The sequence below is a fragment of the Pseudoduganella sp. jia 12 genome (genome assembly GCF_055502675.1).
In genome coordinates this window covers 363,194-378,151 of record NZ_JBUXKP010000007.1, presented here as the reverse complement: position 1 = coordinate 378,151, position 14,958 = coordinate 363,194, and the positions used below count along the sequence as shown (strand labels likewise).

The following is a 14,958-nucleotide window of genomic DNA, read 5'->3' as shown; positions in this document are numbered from 1 at the left end:
ACTAATGCCGACAGTTCAACCAGGGTGACGCTCGACGCCCAGGCGCTTTGCTTTGGCAAGGCTTCCCGGGCGGGCTTCGTCGACGCGCACGTTGGCCGCCGCGACTGAGCAGGGCGCAAGTGCGATGGCAATCGCTGTGTAATGGCTGATCGAAATGATGATGTTCAAGGAACCTCCCTGTGTAATCGGGAGGGCCATGCTAAAGGCGGACTGCAGGGGGGCGTTTGATCCAATCGGGCGGAGCGACGGAAAGCGGCGCCAGCTTTAGCACGCATCATGCCGGTTTGCTCAGCATCGGCCAGAAATAGACGGCCAGGACACTGAAGGCAGAGCCCGGGCATAAAGGCGAGCGTGCCGCTACAAATAAAATTCGAACTTAGACTAGAAGTACGATATGTTCCACGTAGCATTAGCGCGCATACAACACAATGGCGACTTGCAACCCGAGATTCGCAGAATATTTTTGTAGTTTGTCATCACGTGTGAGAAATTGCTAAGAATCGTTACGAGATGTAACGAGGATTTCATACATAAGATTCGGGAGCGATACGCATGCAGTTAATTTTGAAACGGAGTGTGGTGGCAGTGGCAGCAACCCTGGTTGTCCCGGCGGTGCTGGCACAACAGGCGCCGACCCCTCAACCTAGCCAGACTGTCTATATCACCGGTTCCAACCTCAAGCGCGCCGACAAGGAAGGCACTTCCCCGGTCCAGGTCGTTACTGCCCAGGACATCAAGGACACGGGCGCCCAGACCGTGCAGGAATTGATGCGCTTCGTGCCGGCGATCGGTTCGGACAGCAACTACGACAGTACCGATGGCGGATTCTCCCGTGGCGTCGCGACGGCGTCGCTGCGCGGCCTGTCGTCCACTTCCACGCTGATCCTGCTGAACGGCCGGCGCATGTCACCGTCCGCCTACGCCGACCCGAACGATGGCAACTCGACGCTGTATGACCTGAACAGCATTCCCGTCAGCGCGCTCGACCGCGTGGAAATCCTGAAGGATGGCGCATCCGCCGTGTACGGTTCCGACGCCATCGGCGGGGTCATCAACTTCATCACGAAGAGCAATTACCAGGGCCTCGAATTTGGCGCCCGCGCCAGCGCCAACGACGATGGCGAATTTGCCCGCCGCGGCTTCACCGCCGCCTGGGGCAAGGGCGACCTGGACACCGATGGCTACAACGTGTTCTTCACGGCCGACGTGTCGAAGCGCGACCGCACCGCGTTGCGCGATGCCACCGATATCGCGTTCGCACAGTACCAGCAGCTGAACGGCCGCTTCGCCACCCCGTACGGCAGCCAGGTCTCCCAGCACCCCACGTTCTATCGCGAAAGCTCGCCGGGTTCGCGCAATTTCGGCGTCACGCGCGCCACCGCCGCCGACCGGCTGCGCACCACGATCGGCTGCGATCCTTCCGAGCAGCTGGTGGGCAGCACGCAGATGGGCTTCCCGGCGACCAGCGTGTGGGTCGGCCGCACGTTCTGCAACTTCGATGCGACCCGCTTCCTGGAAGCACAGAGCGAAGGCAAGGACGCCGTCGTGATGAGCCGCGGCGTGCTGAAGATCGGCAACAACGCCCGTGCCTTCGCCGAGGTGGCGTATGCCCGCTCCGAGCGCACGTACACGAGCACGCCGATCACGATCGGCCAGTCCTCGGTCAACAATTTCACGGCGACGGGCGTCGCCGATCCGTTCCAGGCCATCCTGGAAATTGGCCATCCGGACAATCCGTTCCCGAACGCGCGTGCGTCGGTCGGCTACCGTTTCGCCAACCTGAAGGGCGGCAACGATGTCATCAACGAAAGCACCCGCGTGCTGGTGGGCGCGGAGGGCGAATTCCGTGGCTGGACCTGGGATACCGGCCTGCTGTGGAACCGCTCCGAAAAAGACGACACCTACTACGATCGCCTGTACCTGCCGACGCTGCGCAAGCTGAACACGGGCACTTCGCTGGCCGAGCTGGCCGCCGACCCGACCATCGCGCAGGACGTGGCCAACCTGGGCCGTGCATCCATCCTGCAATGGGATGCCAAGGCCAGCACGCAGTTCGGCCAGCTGCCGGGCGGCGCCATGGGCCTGGCGCTGGGTGTCGAGGTGCGCCGCGAGAAAATCGAGCTCGATCCGACGCCGGCACTGGCCTCCGGCCAGATCTACGGGCTGGTCAACTCGATCATCGACGGCGAGCGCGACGTCAAGTCGGCGTTCGTGGAGCTGCGCACCCCGATCCTGAAGAACCTGGAACTGGACTTTGCCGGTCGCGCGGACAAGTACCCGGGCATCAAGACGAACTACGTGCCGAAAGTGGGCGCCAAGTGGACGGCGGCCGACGGCCTGGCCTTCCGCGGTACCTATGCCAAGGGCTTCCGTGCGCCGGCACTGGTGCAGGTGACGCCGGGCGGCTCGCAGGTCTTCCTGCGCGACATCTTCGACCGCCGCCGCTGCGAGGCCGACGAACGCACGCCGAAGCCGGGTGCGACCGAGGTCGATTGCGCGAAGTCCGCCGCCGGTACCGGCGGCGCCAACCCGGACCTGGTGCCGGAAAAATCGCGCAGCTACTCGCTGGGCCTGATCTATTCGCCCACCAGCAGCCTGGACTTCGTGGTCGACTACTTCCGTATCCGCAAGGAAGGCGAAGTGGTGCAGGGCTCCGCGTTCGAAGCGATCAAGAACGAAGACCGCTTCCCGCAGAACGTGGTGCGCGACACGAATCCCGCCAACTTCGTCACCGACGCCAATGGCAATCCGATCCAGAATACGGGGCCGCTGCTGATGGTCAAGCTGCCATGGGAAAACCAGGGCGCGACCGAAGTGCGGGGCATCGACTTCGAAGTGCGCCACCGAGCGCGGCTGGGCGACTGGGGCGGCCTCAGCACCAAGCTGAACGGTAGTTACATGACGCACTATTCGCTGTCGCAGCATGCCGGCGACATCGAGCACAACCTGGTGGGCGGCAATGCCGGCATCTACGACTGGAACCTGTCCAGCGGCATGAACCTGCCGCGGCTGAAGTTCAACGTGGCCAGCACGTGGACGCGCGGCGACCACGCGGTGAACGCTTCGGTCAACTACGTGGGCACGGTGTCGATGAAGCGCTACGTCAACGCCGACACGGTCTACGACCAGCCGTTCTGCCACTACGGCACGGCGAAGCCGGACGATGCCGAGCCGAACCGCGACGGCACGGTGCCGCTGTACGAGGATTACTATCCGGACTGCAAGATCGCCCGCTGGGTCACCGTCGGCCTGGGCTACACGTACACGGGCTTCAAGAACCTGACGCTGAACGTGAACGTGCAGAACCTGTTCGACAAGCGCGCGCCGTACTATCCGTCCCAGGGCATTTCGACGAGCTTCCTGCCGCTGGCCGGCTACAGCCAGGGCCTGCACAACAACTACGGGCGTTATTTCACCGTCAGCGCACGCTACACGTTCTGATCACCCGTCCAGTCGAGACAAATAAAAACCGGTCCGCAAGGACCGGTTTTTTTATCGGGAAGCGCCTTGCGATGCGGCCTGTTCAAGCCACCGGCTTGACGGCCGGCGGCGGCGGCGCGCCGACCTTCTTGCGGCAGCCGGCGCGGGTGTTCCATTCATCTTTGGCGAGCTGTTCATTGCTTGGCGGTGCGGCGCCGTTCATCGCCGCCACGGCCCGGTCGGTCCAGGGAATCGCCACGCAATCGCAGTACGGCGCCAGTTTCGCGTGCCCCTTCAGGTCGCTCTCGCCGCCAAATTGCGCGGGAATCGCCACTGCTTGCTTGCACATGTCCGCATAGCCCTTGCGCATCTGTGCCAGTTCGGCAGCCTGCCCATGGGCTGCGCCGGCGGCGCCGAGCCAGGCGGCGATCAGGGTCATGAAGGAAGAGGCGAGGGCGGTACGGCGGTGGCGCATGGAAGCTCCTGACGGTCGAAAAGCAACCATCATGCCTCATTTCGATATCGAAAATGCATCGCCTCGAACGCCGGTGAATATGTGTGCAAACCTTGCGCAACAGACATCGACATACCTCGTACTTACTTGTTGCGTCAAGAGGCAAATCAAAGTACACTAGCCGGCTTCGGTATGGAAATGTCCTTTTTCGTCCTTACCATTTTTAGTAGTTCAACATAGCCCTGCCCAATCGTAGGTGGGAATGGAGAAAAAATGAGCCTTGGCCTCCTCGGTCGCAAGGTTGGCATGATGCGCATCTTCACGGACGAAGGGGATTCGATCCCTGTGACCGTGCTGGACGTGTCGAACAACCGCATTGCGCAAATCAAAACTCCTGAAACGGATGGTTACTCCGCTGTTCAGGTCGTATTCGGTCAACGTCGCGCTTCCCGCGTGACCAAAGCCGCTGCGGGTCACTACGCCAAAGCTGGCGTCGAAGCCGGTACCCTGCTGAAGGAATTCCGTGTCGACGCCGCCAAAGCTGCCGAACTGAAAGCTGGCGAAGTCGTCGCCGCTTCGCTGTTCGAAGTCGGTCAGAAGATCGACGTGCAGGGCACCTCGATCGGTAAAGGCTACGCCGGTACCATCAAGCGTCACAACTTCGCATCGGGTCGTCAGACTCACGGTAACTCGCGTTCGCACAACGTACCAGGCTCCATCGGTATGGCGCAGGACCCGGGCCGCGTGTTCCCTGGCAAGCGCATGACCGGTCACATGGGCGACGTCACCGTCACGACCCAGAACCTGGAAATCGCTCGTATCGACGCTGAACGCCAGCTGCTGCTGGTCAAGGGCGCGGTACCAGGCGCGAAAAACGGCCAGGTGGTTGTTTCGCCAGCCGTTAAAGTCAAAGCTAAGAAGGGAGCTTAATTCATGGAACTCAAGCTCTTGAACGCTGAAGGTCAAGCCGCGTCCAACGTTGCTGCCGCTGACACCGTCTTCGGTCGTGATTACAACGAAGCCCTGATCCACCAGATCGTGGTTGCTTATGCAGCGAACGCCCGTAGCGGCAACCGCGCGCAGAAGGACCGTGAACAGGTTCACCACACGACCAAGAAGCCTTGGCGCCAGAAAGGCACCGGCCGCGCCCGTGCTGGTATGTCGTCGTCGCCGCTGTGGCGTGGCGGTGGTCGCATCTTCCCGAACTCGCCTGACGAGAACTTCACCCACAAAGTGAACAAGAAGATGTACCGCGCAGGTCTGTGCTCGATCCTCTCCCAGCTGGCTCGTGAAGAGCGCCTGGTCGTGATCGAAGAACTGTCGATCGAAGCCCCGAAAACCAAGCTGCTGTCGCAAAAGCTGACCGGCCTGGGTCTGGACTCGGTCCTGATCATCACCGACAACATCGAAGAAAACCTGCTGCTGGCTTCCCGCAACCTGCCGAACGTGCTGGTCGTGGAACCGCGTCATGCAGATCCAATGTCGCTGGTCTTCTACAAGAAGATCCTGGTTACCAAAGCGGCACTGGCCAAGATTGAGGAGTTGCTGGCATGAGCGCCGTCAAATTTAGCGAAGAGCGCCTGTTGAAGGTGCTGGTGGCGCCGGTCATTTCCGAAAAGGCCACCATGGTCGCGGAAAAGAACGAGCAGATCGTGTTCCGTGTTGCTCCGGACGCGACCAAGCCAGAAATCAAGGCCGCCGTTGAACTGCTGTTCAAGGTCGAAGTGGAATCGGTGCAGACCGTTAACCGCGAAGGTAAAGTCAAGCGTTCGGGTCGTTTCATCGGCCGTCGCAATGCTACCAAGCGTGCTTTCGTGTGCCTGAAGCCTGGCCAGGAAATCAATTTCACCGAGGAGGCTAACTAATGGCACTCGTTAAGATGAAGCCAACCTCCCCAGGCCGTCGCGGCATGGTGAAGGTGGTGAACGCCGACCTGTACAAAGGCCGTCCGCTCGCCGCCCTGGTTGAGAAAAAATCGAAGACCGCCGGCCGTAACAACAACGGCCACATCACCACCCGTCACATCGGTGGTGGTCACAAGCAGCATTACCGTATCGTTGACTTCAAGCGCAACAAGGACGGTATTCCTGCGAAAGTGGAACGCATCGAATACGATCCGAACCGCACGGCGCACATCGCCCTGCTGTGCTACGCCGATGGCGAGCGCAAGTACGTGATCGCTTCGAAAGGCCTGTCCGTCGGCGATACGCTGATGAACGGTTCGGAAGCGCCGATCAAGGCCGGCAATACCCTGCCGATCCGCAACATCCCGGTTGGTACCGTGATCCACTGCGTCGAAATGCTGCCAGGTAAAGGTGCCCAGATGGCACGTACCGCCGGTGCCGCAGTCGTGCTGATGGCCCGCGAAGGTACTTACGCCCAGGTGCGTCTGCGCTCCGGCGAAGTGCGCCGCGTGCACATCGAGTGCCGCGCAACCGTGGGTGAAGTCGGCAATTCCGAACACAGCCTGCGCAAGATCGGTAAGGCCGGTGCGATGCGTTGGCGCGGTGTCCGCCCGACCGTCCGTGGTGTCGTCATGAATCCGGTCGACCACCCGCACGGTGGTGGTGAGGGCAAGACGGCAGCTGGTCGTCACCCAGTGTCGCCATGGGGCCAGCAGACCAAGGGCAAGAAGACGCGTTCGAACAAGCGCACTTCTTCGATGATCGTCTCGCGCCGCGGCAAGAAATAAGGATAAATCATGACCCGTTCATTGAAAAAAGGGCCGTTTTGCGACGCCCACCTGGTGAAGAAAGTCGAAGCCGCGCAAGCGACGAAAGACAAGAAGCCAATCAAAACCTGGTCCCGCCGTTCGACGATCATGCCTGACTTCATCGGCCTGACGATTGCCGTGCACAACGGCAAGGTCCACGTGCCTGTGTACGTGTCCGAGAACATGGTTGGTCACAAGCTCGGCGAGTTCGCGCTGACCCGTACGTTCAAGGGCCACGCTGCTGACAAAAAGGCGAAGAAATAATGGAAACCAAAGCAATCCTCAAAGGCGTGCGCCTGTCGGATCAAAAGGGTCGCCTGGTGGCTGACCTGATCCGCGGCAAGAAGGTTGACGCCGCGCTGAACATCCTGCAGTTCAGCCCGAAAAAAGGCGCGACCATCATCAAGAAGGTGCTGGAGTCCGCCATTGCGAACGCCGAGCACAACGATGGTGCCGACATCGACGAACTGTACGTGAAAACGATCTACGTCGAAAAGGGCCCGATCCTGAAGCGCTTCACCGCGCGTGCAAAGGGCCGTGGCGACCGTATCTCGAAGCAGTCCTGCCACGTCTACCTGACGGTCGGAAACTAAGGAGCCAAGATGGGACAGAAAATTCATCCAACCGGCTTCCGTCTGGCCGTTACCCGTAACTGGGCTTCCCGCTGGTACGCGACCAACGGTAACTTCGCTTCGATGCTGAACGAAGACCTGAAGGCGCGCGCTTACCTGAAGAAGAAGCTGAAGAACGCCTCCGTCGGCCGCATCGTCATCGAGCGCCCGGCGAAGAACGCCCGTTTCACCGTGTACAGCTCCCGTCCGGGCGTTGTGATCGGTAAAAAAGGCGAAGACATCGAAGTGCTGAAGTCGGAACTGACCAAGATCATGGGCGTGCCGGTGCACGTCAATATCGAGGAAATCCGCAAGCCGGAAATCGACTCGCAGCTGATCGCCGATTCGATCGCCCAGCAGCTGGAAAAGCGGATCATGTTCCGCCGTGCCATGAAGCGCGCAATGCAGAATGCAATGCGCCTGGGTGCCGTCGGCATCAAGATCATGTCGTCCGGCCGTCTGAACGGCATCGAGATCGCCCGTACCGAATGGTATCGCGAAGGCCGCGTGCCTCTGCATACCCTGAAGGCGGACATCGACTACGGCACGTCCGAAGCATCGACCACCTACGGCATCATCGGTGTCAAGGTGTGGGTGTACAAGGGTGACCGCTCCGCCACCGGCGAAGCACCAGTCATCGACACTCCGGCTGACGAGAAGAAGCCACGCGGCCCGCGCCGCGATGATGGCAAGCCGGGTGGTCGCCCACGTCCAGGTCCGGGCGCTAAACCAGGCGCCCCAGCCGCTCGCCGCGCTGCGAAGCCGGCTGCAGCTGAATAAGCAGGAGAATAAGCATGCTGCAACCATCTCGCAGGAAGTATCGTAAAGAGCAGAAGGGCCGTAACACCGGTATTTCGCATACGCGCGGCACCGCTGTGTCGTTCGGCGAATTCGGTCTGAAAGCCGTCGCGCGTGGCCGTATCACGGCACGCCAGATCGAAGCTGCCCGTCGTGCCATGACCCGTCACATCAAGCGTGGCGGCCGTATCTGGATCCGTATCTTCCCGGACAAGCCGATTTCGAACAAGCCGGCTGAAGTCCGTATGGGTAACGGTAAGGGTAACCCGGAGTACTACGTGGCTGAAATCCAGCCAGGTAAAGTGCTGTACGAAATGGACGGCGTTGGCGAAGAGCTGGCACGCGAAGCGTTCCGCCTGGCTGCTGCCAAACTGCCGCTGGCTACCACCTTCGTGGTGCGCCAGGTTGGCCAATAATTGGAGTGAAATATGAAAGCATCTGAACTCCGCGGCAAAGACCAGGCTGCTCTGCAGAAAGAACTGAACGACCTGCTGAAGGCACAGTTCGGCCTGCGTATGCAAAGCGCCACGCAACAGCTGAGCAACAACTCGCAGCTGAAGAAGGTCCGCCGCGACATCGCACGCGTCAAAACGGTAATGAACACGAAGGAAGCCAAATGAACGAACCAGTGAAACAGTCGCTCAAGCGCACGCTGATCGGTAAAGTGGTGTCCGACAAGATGGACAAGACCGTTACCGTGCTGATCGAGCGTCACGTCAAGCACCCTCTGTACGGCAAGATCATCGTGCGTTCGGCGAAATACCACGCACATGACGAAACCAACCAGGTCAAGGCCGGTGACACGGTCGAGATCGCGGAAGGTCGTCCGATCTCCAAGACGAAGGCGTGGACGGTGACGCGTGTAGTGCAAGCTGCACAAATCGTCTAAAAAGAAAGCTGGACCGGCGCGTTGCGCTCCGGTCCGTTTTCCAATTAGTTCTTGCAGGCCCGCAGGTTGTATGTAATACTTGCGGGCTTCGTTCATGTATCGCCGCTAAGTGTCTATCCACAGACGCGGTTTCGCGGTCAGTACTGTATGAAGGTCAAGCACCCAAACAGCCATGCAGCAGCACGGTTGGCGGGACCAAGACTGACCGAGAGGTCCGCATTGTGTGGATTCTTCGGCTTAAGTTGGGAAAGAGAATACTATGATTCAAACTGAAAGCCGGCTCGAGGTAGCCGACAACACCGGTGCGAAAGAAGTTATGTGCATCAAGGTGTTGGGCGGTTCCAAGCGCCGTTACGCTGGCATCGGCGACGTGATCAAGGTCACGGTTAAACAGGCACAGCCTCGCGGCCGTGTCAAAAAAGGTGAAATTTATAACGCCGTGGTTGTGCGCACCGCTAAGGGTGTGCGTCGCCAGGACGGTTCCCTGGTCAAGTTCGATGGCAACGCCGCCGTCCTGCTGAACTCCAAGCTGGAACCGATCGGTACCCGTATCTTTGGCCCGGTGACGCGCGAACTGCGCACCGAGAAGTTCATGAAGATCGTGTCCCTGGCACCGGAAGTCCTGTAAGGAGTCGCAATGGATAAGATTCGCAAAAACGACGAAGTCGTCGTCCTGACCGGTAAGGACAAGGGCAAGCGCGGTGTCGTGACCCAGCGTGTAGACGCTGAGCATGTCGTGGTGGATGGCGTGAACGTGGCCAAGAAGGCCGTCAAGCCGAACCCGATGACGGGCGTAACTGGTGGCATCGTCGACAAGACCATGCCGATTCACGTGTCCAACGTTGCTCTGTTCAACGCTGCGACCGGCAAGGCCGATCGCGTGGGCTTCAAGGAAGTGGATGGTAAAAAAGTCCGCGTCTTCAAGTCCTCCGGCGAAGTAGTGAAGGGGTAATTGAAAATGGCCCGTCTGCAACAAGTATACAAAGAGAAGGTCGTTTCCGAGCTGACCGAGAAATTCGGCTACAAATCGGTAATGGAAGTGCCGCGCCTGACGAAAATCACCCTGAACATGGGTGTGGGCGAAGCGATCGCTGACAAGAAGGTCCTGGAACACGCCGTTGGCGACCTGACCAAGATCGCCGGCCAGAAGCCGGTGACCACCAAGTCGCGTAAAGCTATCGCCGGTTTCAAGATCCGCGAAGGCTACCCGATCGGTACCATGGTGACCCTGCGTGGCGCCCGTATGTACGAATTCCTGGATCGCTTCATCACCGTGGCCCTGCCGCGCGTGCGTGACTTCCGTGGTGTGTCCGGCCGCTCGTTCGATGGCCGTGGTAACTACAACATCGGTGTCAAAGAGCAGATCATCTTCCCGGAAATCGAGTACGACAAGATCGACGCGCTGCGTGGCATGAACATCTCGATCACCACGACCGCCAAGACCGACGACGAAGCGAAAGCTCTGCTCGCCGCATTCAAATTCCCGTTCAGGAACTAACCGATCATGGCAAAACTCGCACTGATTAACCGTGAACAGAAGCGTGCCGACCTGGTGGAGAAATTCGCCGCCAAGCGCGCCGCCCTGAAAGCCATCATCGACGACCAGTCGAAGTCGGAAGAAGAGCGTTACGAAGCCCGCCTGAAACTGCAGGCCCTGCCGCGTAACTCCGCACCGACCCGCCAGCGTAACCGCTGCGCCATCACTGGCCGTCCACGTGGCACCTTCCGTAAATTCGGTCTGGCCCGCACCAAGCTCCGTGAATTCGCCATGCGTGGTGAAATCCCGGGTATGACCAAAGCCAGCTGGTAATAGGAGAATAAGCAATGAGTATGAGCGATCCTATCGCCGATATGCTGACCCGTATCCGCAATGCACAGGGTGTGAAGAAGACCACCGTTGCAATGCCGTCGTCGAAAGTCAAAGTGGCGATCGCCTCCGTCCTGAAGGACGAAGGTTACATCGAAGATTTCGCAGTGTCCTCCAACGAAGGCAAAGCGGAACTGCAAATTGGCCTGAAGTATTACACTGGCCGTCCTGTCATCGAGCGCCTCGAGCGCGTGTCCCGTCCGGGCCTGCGCGTGTACAAGGGCAAGGATGAGATTCCAACCGTCATGAACGGTCTGGGCGTGGCAATCGTGTCGACCCCGCAAGGCGTCATGACCGATCGCAAAGCGCGCGCTACCGGCGTCGGTGGCGAAGTCATCTGCTTCGTGGCTTAAGGAGTAACACATGTCTCGAGTAGCTAAAATGCCGATCGCCGTGCCGGCTGGCGCCGAAGTCGCCATCTCCGCACAAGCGATCACCGTCAAGGGCCCGCTGGGCACCCTGACCCAGAGCCTGAATGGCCTGGTCAACGTTGAAAACAACAACGGCACGCTGTCGTTCACTGTTGCCAACGACAGCCGTGAAGCGAACGCCATGTCCGGCACGCTGCGCGCACTGGTCAACAACATGGTCACCGGCGTCACCAAGGGCTTCGAGAAGAAGCTGTCCCTGGTTGGCGTGGGTTACAAGGCGCAAGCCCAGGGCGACAAGCTGAACCTGTCGCTGGGCTTCTCCCACCCTGTCGTGCATGCAATGCCGACTGGCGTGACCGTGGCTACCCCGACCCCGACCGAAGTCGTGATCAAGGGTGTCGACCGTCAACAGGTCGGCCAGGTTGCCGCAGAAGTTCGTGCTTACCGCTCCCCTGAGCCTTATAAAGGCAAGGGCGTCCGCTATGTGGACGAAGTGGTTAAGATCAAAGAAACCAAGAAGAAGTAATTAGGGGCTGACGATGGATAAAAAGCAATCTCGTCTGCGCCGCGGACGTCAAACCCGCATCAAGATCGCGCAACTGAAAGTGAACCGCCTGTCGGTCCACCGCACTAACCTGCACATTTACGCGAACCTGATCAGCCCGGACGCTAAAGTTCTGGTTTCGGCGTCTACCGTGGAAGCAGAAGTTCGCGCCGAACTGGCCGGCAAGTCGGGCAAGGGTGGTAACGCCGCCGCTGCCGCACTGGTGGGCAAGCGCGTCGCCGAAAAGGCAATCAAGGCAGGTATCACCGAAGTAGCGTTCGACCGCTCCGGTTTCCGTTACCACGGCCGTGTGAAGGCGCTGGCTGATGCCGCGCGTGAAGCCGGTCTGAAGTTCTAAGGGTACGATCATGGCAAAAATGCAAGCAAAAATGCAAAGCGACAAGCCGGATGACGGCATGCGCGAAAAAATGATCGCGATCAACCGCGTGACCAAAGTGGTCAAGGGTGGTCGTATCATGGGCTTCGCGGCGCTGACCGTGGTTGGTGACGGCGATGGCCGCATCGGCATGGGCAAAGGCAAGTCGAAGGAAGTTCCGGTCGGTGTGCAGAAGGCAATGGAAGAAGCCCGTCGCAACCTGATCAAGGTGCCTCTGAAGAACGGTACGCTGCAGCACTCGGTAACCGGCCGTCACGGCGCCTCGCGCGTCATGATGAGCCCGGCCAAGCCTGGTACCGGCGTCATCGCTGGTGGCGCAATGCGCGCTATCTTCGACGTGATGGGCGTGACGGACGTGGTGGCGAAATCCACCGGTTCGAACAACCCGTACAACCTGGTGCGCGCCACCCTGGACGGCCTGTCGAAAATGAGCACTCCTGCCGATATCGCTGCGAAACGCGGCAAGTCGGTGGAAGACATTCTGGCTTAAGGGGATGACCATGAGCACTATCAAAGTCAAACTGGTGAAGGGCCTGATCGGCACTCGCGAAGACCACCGCGCTACCGTGCGCGGCCTGGGCCTGCGCCGTGTCAACTCGGTTTCCGAGCTGCAGGACACGCCATCGGTACGCGGCATGATCAACAAGGTCGCTTACCTCGTTAAGGTTGTATCGTAAGCCCCGGCTTACGATCTGGAGAACACAATGGAATTGAATACCATTCAACCAGCCGAAGGCGCGAAACACGCCAAGCGCCGTGTTGGTCGCGGTATCGGCTCCGGCCTGGGCAAGACCGCCGGCCGTGGTCACAAAGGTCAGAAATCGCGTTCGGGCGGCTTCCATAAAGTCGGCTTCGAAGGCGGTCAGATGCCTCTGCAGCGTCGTCTGCCGAAGCGTGGCTTCAAGTCGCTGAACGCGACCTTCAAGGCTGAAGTGCGCCTGTCCGACCTGAACAACCTGGCAGTCGGCGAAGTCGACCTGCTGGTGTTGAAGCAGGCTGGCGTGCTGTCCGTGCTGGCCCGCGACGTGCGCGTGATCGCATCTGGTGAAATCACTAAGGCAGTGTCCATCAAGGGCCTGAAAGTGACCGCCGGCGCGAAAGCAGCCATCGAAGCGGCTGGCGGCTCGGTAGCCTGAGACGCTTGAGCTTGAACGGAGCGAAAATTGGCGACTAATCCGCAGCTTGCTAAAAGTGCCGCAGCAGGGTTCCCCTGGAACCGTCTGTGGTTTTTGCTGGGCGCTCTGGTAGTCTACCGCATCGGGGCACACGTCCCGGTGCCGGGGATCGACCCGGTACAGCTGGCCGCACTGTTCAAGTCGCAAGAGGGCGGCCTCCTGGGCATGTTCAACATGTTCTCGGGCGGCGCCCTGTCGCGCTTCACGGTGTTTGCGCTGGGCATCATGCCCTACATCTCGGCCTCGATCATCATGCAGTTGCTGTCGATCGTGTCCCCGCAGATGGAAGCGCTGAAGAAGGAAGGGGAGGCTGGCCGTCGCAAGATCACCCAGTACACCCGTTACGCCACCGTGGGCCTGGCTTTGTTCCAGGCATTCGGCATCTCCGTCGCGCTGGAAGCCCAGCCTGGCCTGGTGCTCGACCCGGGCATGGCATTCCGCTTCACCACCGTGGTAACGCTGCTGACCGGCACCATGTTCCTGATGTGGCTGGGGGAGCAGATTACCGAGCGCGGTCTCGGTAACGGCATCTCCATCATCATCTTTGCAGGTATCGCTGCCGGTCTGCCGAGCGCAATGGGTAGCTTGTTCACCCAGGTGTCGACCGGTGCGATCAGTGCGATCTCCGCCATCATCATCGTGATCCTGGTTGCAGCCGTAACCTATGTCGTGGTGTTCGTGGAACGTGGCCAACGCAAGATCCTGGTGAACTACGCCAAACGTCAGGTCGGCAACAAGATCTACGGTGGGCAAACCAGCCACCTGCCGCTGAAGCTGAACATGGCAGGCGTGATCCCGCCGATCTTCGCATCGTCGATCATCTTGTTCCCGGCCACCATCGTGGACTGGTTCGCACGTGGCGCGGACAACGCTAACCCCGTTGTACGCTTCCTGAAAGATCTGGCTGCGTCGTTGAGCCCAGGCGAGCCCATCCATGCACTGCTGTATGCTGTCGCAATCGTGTTCTTCTGCTTCTTCTACACCGCACTGGTGTTCAACAGCAAGGAAACGGCGGACAACTTGAAGAAGAGCGGGGCCTTTGTGCCAGGGATTCGTCCCGGTGAGCAGACTGCCCGCTACATCGACAAGATCCTCACGCGATTGACCCTGGCAGGCGCCGTCTACATTACCCTGGTGTGCCTGTTGCCGGAGTTTATGCAAGCCCAGTGGAAAGTGTCCTTTGTATTTGGCGGCACCTCCCTGTTGATCATTGTGGTCGTGACCATGGACTTCATGGCCCAGGTCCAGAACTACGTGATGTCGCAGCAATATGATTCACTGCTGCGCAAGGCAAACTTCAAGGGCGGCATTCCGACCCGCTAATTGGCAATGGCACGATAAGGTCACCATGGCAAAAGACGACGTCATACAGATGCAGGGCGAGGTTCTGGAGAATCTCCCGAATGCAACGTTTCGAGTAAAGCTGGAAAACGGCCACGTGGTGCTCGGCCACATTTCGGGTAAAATGCGGATGAACTATATCCGCATTCTCCCCGGTGACAAGGTGACGGTGGAGTTGACGCCGTACGACCTCTCCCGGGCCCGTATTGTGTTCCGGACCAAGTAATTTTAAGTATCGAATCCAAGAAGAGAGTGCAAAATGAAAGTTAACGCTTCAGTCAAGCGGATCTGCCGCAACTGCAAGATCATCAAGCGCAAAGGCGTCGTTCGTGTTATCTGCGTCGAACCGCGTCACAAGCAGCGTCAAGGTTAATCGAG

At 59.6% G+C, this 14,958-nt stretch carries 26 protein-coding genes; 24 read left to right on the top strand and 2 right to left on the bottom strand.

The window, feature by feature from the left end; genetic code table 11:
- Positions 1–15 precede the first annotated feature (15 nt).
- The gene (locus ACY65G_RS18000) at positions 16–168 is read right to left on the bottom strand and encodes a hypothetical protein (RefSeq protein WP_464998668.1); all 153 of its coding nucleotides are present in this window, start codon (positions 166–168) and stop codon (positions 16–18) included.
- Positions 169–585: 417 nt separating this feature from the next.
- On the opposite strand from ACY65G_RS18000, the gene ACY65G_RS17995 reads away from it, so the two are divergent.
- Positions 586–3,441, top strand: coding sequence for a TonB-dependent receptor plug domain-containing protein (locus ACY65G_RS17995; protein ID WP_464998667.1), 2,856 nt, complete (start codon positions 586–588; stop codon positions 3,439–3,441).
- An 82-nt stretch (positions 3,442–3,523) separates the two neighbouring features.
- On the opposite strand, the gene ACY65G_RS17990 is transcribed toward ACY65G_RS17995, so the two are convergent.
- The gene (locus ACY65G_RS17990; protein WP_464998666.1) at positions 3,524–3,895 is read right to left on the bottom strand and encodes a hypothetical protein; all 372 of its coding nucleotides are present in this window, start codon (positions 3,893–3,895) and stop codon (positions 3,524–3,526) included.
- 252 nt (positions 3,896–4,147) lie between these two features.
- Here ACY65G_RS17990 and rplC point away from each other — a divergent pair, with 252 nt between their 5' ends.
- From rplC to rpmJ, 23 genes are all read left to right on the top strand, one after another.
- Positions 4,148–4,804, top strand: coding sequence for a 50S ribosomal protein L3 (gene rplC / locus ACY65G_RS17985; RefSeq protein ID WP_464998665.1), 657 nt, complete (start codon positions 4,148–4,150; stop codon positions 4,802–4,804).
- 3 nt (positions 4,805–4,807) lie between these two features.
- Positions 4,808–5,428 carry a 50S ribosomal protein L4 gene (gene rplD, locus ACY65G_RS17980; RefSeq protein ID WP_131148100.1) on the top strand — a complete coding sequence of 207 codons (621 nt, stop codon included), beginning with the start codon at positions 4,808–4,810 and terminating at the stop codon, positions 5,426–5,428.
- Positions 5,425–5,739: a 50S ribosomal protein L23 gene (rplW, locus tag ACY65G_RS17975; RefSeq protein ID WP_130186555.1), complete on the top strand. Its 315-nt coding sequence runs from the start codon at positions 5,425–5,427 to the stop codon at positions 5,737–5,739. The genes rplD and rplW overlap by 4 nt, the downstream gene beginning before the upstream one ends.
- Positions 5,739–6,566, top strand: coding sequence for a 50S ribosomal protein L2 (gene rplB / locus ACY65G_RS17970; protein ID WP_464998664.1), 828 nt, complete (start codon positions 5,739–5,741; stop codon positions 6,564–6,566). The genes rplW and rplB overlap by 1 nt, the downstream gene beginning before the upstream one ends.
- A gap of 9 nt (positions 6,567–6,575) precedes the next feature.
- A complete protein-coding gene (rpsS, locus tag ACY65G_RS17965) occupies positions 6,576–6,851 on the top strand; it encodes a 30S ribosomal protein S19 (RefSeq protein WP_093556914.1) in 276 nt (91 codons plus the stop codon).
- Positions 6,848–7,180, top strand: a complete 333-nt coding sequence (rplV, locus tag ACY65G_RS17960; protein WP_174800461.1) for a 50S ribosomal protein L22 — start codon at positions 6,848–6,850, stop codon at positions 7,178–7,180. The genes rpsS and rplV overlap by 4 nt, the downstream gene beginning before the upstream one ends.
- 9 nt (positions 7,181–7,189) lie before the next feature.
- Positions 7,190–7,978: a 30S ribosomal protein S3 gene (rpsC, locus tag ACY65G_RS17955; protein ID WP_137315741.1), complete on the top strand. Its 789-nt coding sequence runs from the start codon at positions 7,190–7,192 to the stop codon at positions 7,976–7,978.
- A gap of 14 nt (positions 7,979–7,992) precedes the next feature.
- Positions 7,993–8,412, top strand: coding sequence for a 50S ribosomal protein L16 (rplP, locus tag ACY65G_RS17950; RefSeq protein WP_056337588.1), 420 nt, complete (start codon positions 7,993–7,995; stop codon positions 8,410–8,412).
- Between the two features lie 12 nt (positions 8,413–8,424).
- Positions 8,425–8,616, top strand: a complete 192-nt coding sequence (rpmC, locus tag ACY65G_RS17945) for a 50S ribosomal protein L29 (protein WP_130186550.1) — start codon at positions 8,425–8,427, stop codon at positions 8,614–8,616.
- The gene (gene rpsQ, locus ACY65G_RS17940) at positions 8,613–8,885 is read left to right on the top strand and encodes a 30S ribosomal protein S17 (RefSeq protein WP_130186549.1); all 273 of its coding nucleotides are present in this window, start codon (positions 8,613–8,615) and stop codon (positions 8,883–8,885) included. The genes rpmC and rpsQ overlap by 4 nt, the downstream gene beginning before the upstream one ends.
- Positions 8,886–9,144: 259 nt before the next feature.
- Positions 9,145–9,513, top strand: a complete 369-nt coding sequence (gene rplN, locus ACY65G_RS17935) for a 50S ribosomal protein L14 (protein WP_130186548.1) — start codon at positions 9,145–9,147, stop codon at positions 9,511–9,513.
- A gap of 9 nt (positions 9,514–9,522) precedes the next feature.
- On the top strand, positions 9,523–9,837 hold the full coding sequence (rplX, locus tag ACY65G_RS17930) for a 50S ribosomal protein L24 (protein ID WP_130186547.1): 315 nt from the start codon (positions 9,523–9,525) through the stop codon (positions 9,835–9,837).
- 6 nt (positions 9,838–9,843) lie between these two features.
- Positions 9,844–10,383 (top strand): 50S ribosomal protein L5, encoded by a 540-nt coding sequence (rplE, locus tag ACY65G_RS17925; protein WP_130186546.1) that lies wholly within the window; start codon positions 9,844–9,846, stop codon positions 10,381–10,383.
- A gap of 6 nt (positions 10,384–10,389) precedes the next feature.
- Positions 10,390–10,695 carry a 30S ribosomal protein S14 gene (gene rpsN, locus ACY65G_RS17920; RefSeq protein WP_130186545.1) on the top strand — a complete coding sequence of 102 codons (306 nt, stop codon included), beginning with the start codon at positions 10,390–10,392 and terminating at the stop codon, positions 10,693–10,695.
- A gap of 14 nt (positions 10,696–10,709) precedes the next feature.
- Positions 10,710–11,105, top strand: coding sequence for a 30S ribosomal protein S8 (gene rpsH / locus ACY65G_RS17915; RefSeq protein ID WP_131148093.1), 396 nt, complete (start codon positions 10,710–10,712; stop codon positions 11,103–11,105).
- A 10-nt stretch (positions 11,106–11,115) separates the two neighbouring features.
- On the top strand, positions 11,116–11,649 hold the full coding sequence (rplF, locus tag ACY65G_RS17910) for a 50S ribosomal protein L6 (RefSeq protein ID WP_464998663.1): 534 nt from the start codon (positions 11,116–11,118) through the stop codon (positions 11,647–11,649).
- A gap of 13 nt (positions 11,650–11,662) precedes the next feature.
- On the top strand, positions 11,663–12,025 hold the full coding sequence (gene rplR / locus ACY65G_RS17905) for a 50S ribosomal protein L18 (RefSeq protein ID WP_130186542.1): 363 nt from the start codon (positions 11,663–11,665) through the stop codon (positions 12,023–12,025).
- Between the two features lie 10 nt (positions 12,026–12,035).
- Positions 12,036–12,554 (top strand): 30S ribosomal protein S5, encoded by a 519-nt coding sequence (gene rpsE / locus ACY65G_RS17900; RefSeq protein WP_464998662.1) that lies wholly within the window; start codon positions 12,036–12,038, stop codon positions 12,552–12,554.
- Positions 12,555–12,558: 4 nt separating this feature from the next.
- Positions 12,559–12,741, top strand: coding sequence for a 50S ribosomal protein L30 (gene rpmD, locus ACY65G_RS17895; RefSeq protein WP_145653074.1), 183 nt, complete (start codon positions 12,559–12,561; stop codon positions 12,739–12,741).
- A gap of 27 nt (positions 12,742–12,768) precedes the next feature.
- Positions 12,769–13,200, top strand: coding sequence for a 50S ribosomal protein L15 (gene rplO / locus ACY65G_RS17890; RefSeq protein ID WP_130186540.1), 432 nt, complete (start codon positions 12,769–12,771; stop codon positions 13,198–13,200).
- 27 nt (positions 13,201–13,227) lie between these two features.
- A complete protein-coding gene (gene secY / locus ACY65G_RS17885; RefSeq protein WP_464998661.1) occupies positions 13,228–14,562 on the top strand; it encodes a preprotein translocase subunit SecY in 1,335 nt (444 codons plus the stop codon).
- Positions 14,563–14,587: 25 nt separating this feature from the next.
- Positions 14,588–14,806 (top strand): translation initiation factor IF-1, encoded by a 219-nt coding sequence (gene infA / locus ACY65G_RS17880; protein WP_010812378.1) that lies wholly within the window; start codon positions 14,588–14,590, stop codon positions 14,804–14,806.
- 33 nt (positions 14,807–14,839) lie between these two features.
- Positions 14,840–14,953 carry a 50S ribosomal protein L36 gene (gene rpmJ / locus ACY65G_RS17875; protein WP_005663407.1) on the top strand — a complete coding sequence of 38 codons (114 nt, stop codon included), beginning with the start codon at positions 14,840–14,842 and terminating at the stop codon, positions 14,951–14,953.
- The last annotated feature ends 5 nt before the right edge of the window (positions 14,954–14,958 follow it).

What these genes read in the sequence shown, in the direction of transcription:
- rpmJ (WP_005663407.1), top strand. Translation starts at nt 14,840, where the DNA reads ATGAAAGTTAACGCTTCAGTCAAGCGGATCTGCCGCAACTGCAAGATC.
- rplN (WP_130186548.1), top strand. Translation starts at nt 9,145, where the DNA reads ATGATTCAAACTGAAAGCCGGCTCGAGGTAGCCGACAACACCGGTGCG.
- infA (WP_010812378.1), top strand. Translation starts at nt 14,588, where the DNA reads ATGGCAAAAGACGACGTCATACAGATGCAGGGCGAGGTTCTGGAGAAT.
- rplR (WP_130186542.1), top strand. Translation starts at nt 11,663, where the DNA reads ATGGATAAAAAGCAATCTCGTCTGCGCCGCGGACGTCAAACCCGCATC.
- rplE (WP_130186546.1), top strand. Translation starts at nt 9,844, where the DNA reads ATGGCCCGTCTGCAACAAGTATACAAAGAGAAGGTCGTTTCCGAGCTG.
- ACY65G_RS17990 (WP_464998666.1), bottom strand. Translation starts at nt 3,895, where the DNA reads ATGCGCCACCGCCGTACCGCCCTCGCCTCTTCCTTCATGACCCTGATC.
- rpsN (WP_130186545.1), top strand. Translation starts at nt 10,390, where the DNA reads ATGGCAAAACTCGCACTGATTAACCGTGAACAGAAGCGTGCCGACCTG.
- rplD (WP_131148100.1), top strand. Translation starts at nt 4,808, where the DNA reads ATGGAACTCAAGCTCTTGAACGCTGAAGGTCAAGCCGCGTCCAACGTT.
- rplW (WP_130186555.1), top strand. Translation starts at nt 5,425, where the DNA reads ATGAGCGCCGTCAAATTTAGCGAAGAGCGCCTGTTGAAGGTGCTGGTG.
- rplO (WP_130186540.1), top strand. Translation starts at nt 12,769, where the DNA reads ATGGAATTGAATACCATTCAACCAGCCGAAGGCGCGAAACACGCCAAG.
- rpsH (WP_131148093.1), top strand. Translation starts at nt 10,710, where the DNA reads ATGAGTATGAGCGATCCTATCGCCGATATGCTGACCCGTATCCGCAAT.
- rpsS (WP_093556914.1), top strand. Translation starts at nt 6,576, where the DNA reads ATGACCCGTTCATTGAAAAAAGGGCCGTTTTGCGACGCCCACCTGGTG.
- rpmD (WP_145653074.1), top strand. Translation starts at nt 12,559, where the DNA reads ATGACCATGAGCACTATCAAAGTCAAACTGGTGAAGGGCCTGATCGGC.
- rplP (WP_056337588.1), top strand. Translation starts at nt 7,993, where the DNA reads ATGCTGCAACCATCTCGCAGGAAGTATCGTAAAGAGCAGAAGGGCCGT.
- rpsE (WP_464998662.1), top strand. Translation starts at nt 12,036, where the DNA reads ATGGCAAAAATGCAAGCAAAAATGCAAAGCGACAAGCCGGATGACGGC.
- rplF (WP_464998663.1), top strand. Translation starts at nt 11,116, where the DNA reads ATGTCTCGAGTAGCTAAAATGCCGATCGCCGTGCCGGCTGGCGCCGAA.
- rpmC (WP_130186550.1), top strand. Translation starts at nt 8,425, where the DNA reads ATGAAAGCATCTGAACTCCGCGGCAAAGACCAGGCTGCTCTGCAGAAA.
- rpsC (WP_137315741.1), top strand. Translation starts at nt 7,190, where the DNA reads ATGGGACAGAAAATTCATCCAACCGGCTTCCGTCTGGCCGTTACCCGT.
- rpsQ (WP_130186549.1), top strand. Translation starts at nt 8,613, where the DNA reads ATGAACGAACCAGTGAAACAGTCGCTCAAGCGCACGCTGATCGGTAAA.
- rplX (WP_130186547.1), top strand. Translation starts at nt 9,523, where the DNA reads ATGGATAAGATTCGCAAAAACGACGAAGTCGTCGTCCTGACCGGTAAG.
- rplC (WP_464998665.1), top strand. Translation starts at nt 4,148, where the DNA reads ATGAGCCTTGGCCTCCTCGGTCGCAAGGTTGGCATGATGCGCATCTTC.
- rplB (WP_464998664.1), top strand. Translation starts at nt 5,739, where the DNA reads ATGGCACTCGTTAAGATGAAGCCAACCTCCCCAGGCCGTCGCGGCATG.